The following is a 4065-nucleotide window of genomic DNA, read 5'->3' as shown; positions in this document are numbered from 1 at the left end:
GTAATCGTTTCAAAAGCTCCATGTACATTAATTAAAGGTTTAACCAAAAAACCTCCGGTTAACTTAGTTGAAAAGAATTGTAATAATTGTGATAAATGTGTAAGTGAACTTGCTTGTCCTGCAATTTCAAAAATCAATGGAAAAATTACCATTGATAAGGCGCAATGTGACGGATGTAACGTCTGTATTCAGGTATGTAAGTATGGTGCACTAGAGGCAGGTAGGTGAGAAAATGGATAATCATTATAGTATTTATATTTGTGGTGTAGGAGGTCAGGGAATCATCAAAACCTCCACAATCATCGGTGAGGCTGCGATGAATCAGGGCCTGGAAGTGGTAATGAGTGAAATTCATGGAATGTCTCAAAGGGGAGGATCTGTATCAACCGAACTTAAAATCGGAGGATACAATTCATCAATCATTCCGAATAAGGGAGCAGACATGTTGCTTGCATTTGAGCCTATTGAAACAATCAGGGGTTTGGATAAAGTAAACTCAGAGACAAAAATAGTTTATAACACTCATCCGATAATTCCGTCTTCAACCGACAAGCCTTATCCTAGCGTGGACAGCATTACCAAAGTATTGAAAGAGAACTTCAAACACGTTCTTCCAATCAACGGTACTGAATTGGCTATTGAGGCCGGAAGTGTTCTGGCTTTGAACATGGTTCTTTTAGGTGCGGTGACCGCTGATGACAATTTCCCATTATCAAAAGAATCAGTCATCGATGCCATGAAGAATAATCTGAAACCTAAATTCCATGACATGAACCTAAAAGCTATTGAAAGCGGATATAAATCTATCAAAGGTTAACTTATAAATAGTATTTTAAATATATTTTATAGTAGATAAAAAAGTAGTGGTTATTATGGCTTACAAAATCGACAATGCAATCGTAAAAAAAGATATAGCAGGTAATTTAACATTGATTGATCCGGATAATGTTTTTGAAGATGAAGATGCATTCATTGCTGTTAAAAGTGATGATTTAATTACTATTCAACTTTTAATCAACGGTATTTTGAAAAATGATTTTAAAAGTTGGAGGGAATTGGGAGTAGTTCCAGAAACTGATCCTTTAAAAAGTCTTTTTGTACGTCTAGGTTATTCTAAAGAAGATATAGCTAACATGTTAAAAGATTTATAGCTATTTTCTTTTTACTCTTTTTTTATTTCTTATTTTTTCCATATTTTAATCAATTTTGAAATTTTTTTTGATTTAACATAATTGTTTTCACTTGATAATATTGTTTTGATTTTTTATTATTGCCTTAATTTAGTATTATTGCTTTAATTATGTAATATTTACCTCCAAAAACCATTTTATTTAAATTAATACTATTTAATTCAAATATAAAAGTTATTAAGTCTTGTTTTTAATAATATATTCAGTAATATTGGAGGTGTCTTACAATGGCTGAATTTCAGGAGGATATGTTATTCAAAAATGTGTCTGATGAAGATGCTAGTATTCTTTTAGAGATTTTAGGTAAAAAATCAAAAAGAACTAAAGTTTGGACTAAAGAATTAAGGCATATTGATCCAACTAACTACAAACCTGATTTAATTTTAGATTTGGATGATGAGAATCTAATTGTGGAGTTTCAAAGTACTGAAGTTGGAAATGATTTTTCAAGAAGAGCTCACAGTTATGTTGCGTTAACTGATCAGCATAAGAAAAATGATAAGGAAGTTAATCTATCTGTTTTAAGCACAGCTGAAGATTCTAAAATAGTTGAGTATAGATATAACAGATTAAATGTCTTTAAGTATGAGGTTCATGGATTGAATAATTTAGACAGTGAAGAAATTATAAATAATGTTAAAACTAAACTTAAATACAATGAACCGTTAGATGGTAGAGATATTATATTATTGTCTTTAGTTCCATTAAGTAAAAAAGGTAAAAACATTGTTGAATACATTTATCGCGTCATTAAGATATTATTTAATTTGAAAAATTTGACTTCATCTCAAAAAGATTTGTCTTTTGGGATTATGTGGTTAACAACTGACAAATTTGTTGTTGATTCACTTGAAAGGAATATTATTTGTGATTTGTTGGGTGGTAGAATGAGTCTAATACATGAATATGGTGAAAACAAGTATCAAAATGGAAAAGATGACGGTATTGAGCAAGGTATTGAGCAAATCATCGTAAATCTTTTAAAATCTGGTGAAGAAGCTTGTGTTATTGCAAAAAATGCAGATGTTGCTTTAGAAAAAGTTTTGGAAATAAAAAATAAAAATAATTTGTAGAAAAGAGTAATTCTTTTCTATAAATTTTTAATGTCGGCTTCATCTAAGATTTTAACATTGCTTTCGTTTAAAGCTTCAATAGCTTTTTCCATGTTTTCCAATCTCATTACAACAATTGCTTCATCGGTTTTGCTGCTTACAAATGCGTAAAGGTATTCTAAGTTAATGCCTTTTTCATCGAAAACTTCTAAAGTTGAGTTCAATCCGTTAGGTTCGTCAGGAACTGCCAGGATGATAACTTCATTTTCCTTTACAATAAAACCGTCTTTTTCAAGAGCTTCTATTGCCTTTTCATTGTCTGAAACAATTAATCTTAAAATTCCGTATTTTGTTGTATCTGCTATTGAAAGAGCACGAATGTTAATGTTTTCTTTTGCTAATGTGTCAATAGCTTTTTTAATTCTTCCTTCTTTGTTTTCTACGAAAATTGAAATTTGTTTTACTGCCATTTTATCACCTAGTCAAAATTCCTTTCATCAATTACGCGAACAGCTTTACCTTCGCTTCTTGGAAGGGTTTCAGGTTCAACAATACTTACATCAACTCTTAAACCGGTCTCTGATCTGATTGATGCCTGAATTTGTTTTTCAACTCTTTCCATTTCCTTCATTTCATCTGAGAACAATTCTTTTGTAGCTTCAACCTTAACTTCAACCTCATCCAAAATGTCAGGTCTTGTTACGTGAATCATGTAGTTAGGGCTGATTCCGCTAACTTTGAGCAATGCTTTTTCAATTTGTGATGGGAATACCATAACACCTTTGATTTTTAACATGTCGTCGCTTCTGCCTGTGATTCTTGTCATTCTGACGGTTGTTCTTCCACATTCACATTTGTCAGCGATGAGTGAAGTCAGGTCTTTTGTTCTGAATCTTAAAATAGGCATTCCTGTTTTGGTAAGGGAGGTTAAAACAAGCTCTCCTTTTTCTCCATATCCTAAAGTTTCTCCGGTTTCGGAGTTGATGATTTCCGGATAGAAATGATCGTCTTGTATGTGCATTCCGTTTTGGAAGTCGCATTCCTGAGCAACGCCAGGACCCATAACTTCTGTTAAACCGTAGATATTGTGGGTTTTGATTCCAAGGGATGCTTCAATTCTTTTTCTCATTTCATCGGTCCACATTTCAGCCCCATGAATTCCTGCTTTCAGGTTTAAGTCTTCAAGAGGGATTCCTGCTTTTTCTCTGGATTCTCCAAGATACATTGCATAGGAAGGGGTGCATGTTAGAATGTCACTTTGGAAATCAACCATTGTGTCCAGTTGCCTTTGGGTATTTCCTGCTGAAATTGGGATTGTGATTGCACCCATACTGTTTCCACCGTGGTGGATACCGAATCCTCCTGTAAACAAACCGTATCCGTAGGCATTTTGGATGATGTAGTCTTTTTCAGCACCGGCCATTTTCAATCCACGTGCAATACATTCTCCCCAAATGTCCAAATCGTTTTGAGTATATGCAGTTACGGTTGGTTTTCCGGTAGTTCCGGATGATGCGTGAACTTCCACAATTTCTTCACGAGGAACTGCAAGCAATCCTAAGGGATAAGCTTCTCTTAAATCGCTTTTTGTGGTAAATGGAATTTTTTCAATGTCTTTTAGTGTTTTGATGTCTTCCGGTTTCAATCCGATTTCATCGAATCGTTTTTTGTAAAACTCAACATTTTCATATGCGAGTTTCACGGTTTCCTGTAGTCTTTCAAGTTGTAGTTTTTCTTTTTCTTCCTTTTCCATACATTCTGCTTTTTCATTCCAAAACATTATATCCCTATTTTAAATTTTATTTTAACAAGATTAAGTTATG

General features: G+C 33.2%; 6 protein-coding genes. 4 read left to right on the top strand and 2 right to left on the bottom strand.

Features of this window, described 5'->3' with window-relative positions; genetic code table 11:
* The 4 genes from ACKI30_RS08470 to ACKI30_RS08455 form a co-directional block, all read left to right on the top strand.
* Positions 1–228: 4Fe-4S binding protein (locus tag ACKI30_RS08470; protein ID WP_407411580.1), on the top strand; the 228-nt coding region annotated here is incomplete at its 5' end.
* A 4-nt stretch (positions 229–232) separates the two neighbouring features.
* Complete coding sequence (locus ACKI30_RS08465; RefSeq protein ID WP_407411578.1) at positions 233–817, top strand: indolepyruvate oxidoreductase subunit beta; 585 nt, start codon at positions 233–235, stop codon at positions 815–817.
* 55 nt (positions 818–872) lie between these two features.
* The gene (locus ACKI30_RS08460; RefSeq protein ID WP_292739653.1) at positions 873–1151 is read left to right on the top strand and encodes a hypothetical protein; all 279 of its coding nucleotides are present in this window, start codon (positions 873–875) and stop codon (positions 1149–1151) included.
* Between the two features lie 266 nt (positions 1152–1417).
* The gene (locus ACKI30_RS08455; protein ID WP_407411576.1) at positions 1418–2263 is read left to right on the top strand and encodes a hypothetical protein; all 846 of its coding nucleotides are present in this window, start codon (positions 1418–1420) and stop codon (positions 2261–2263) included.
* 17 nt (positions 2264–2280) lie between these two features.
* Here ACKI30_RS08455 and ACKI30_RS08450 read toward each other — a convergent pair whose 3' ends face one another.
* Together ACKI30_RS08450 and ACKI30_RS08445 are read right to left on the bottom strand one after the other, a co-directional pair.
* Positions 2281–2712: an amino acid-binding protein gene (locus tag ACKI30_RS08450; protein ID WP_407411574.1), complete on the bottom strand. Its 432-nt coding sequence runs from the start codon at positions 2710–2712 to the stop codon at positions 2281–2283.
* Between the two features lie 8 nt (positions 2713–2720).
* The gene (locus tag ACKI30_RS08445; protein ID WP_407411572.1) at positions 2721–4022 is read right to left on the bottom strand and encodes a phenylacetate--CoA ligase family protein; all 1302 of its coding nucleotides are present in this window, start codon (positions 4020–4022) and stop codon (positions 2721–2723) included.
* Between the last annotated feature and the right edge of the window lie 43 nt (positions 4023–4065).

The organism is Methanobrevibacter sp. (assembly GCF_045539575.1).
Classification (GTDB): Archaea; Methanobacteriota; Methanobacteria; order Methanobacteriales; family Methanobacteriaceae; genus Methanocatella.
Note: the sequence above shows the minus strand (reverse complement) of the source record. Positions and strands in the feature narration are given on the sequence as shown.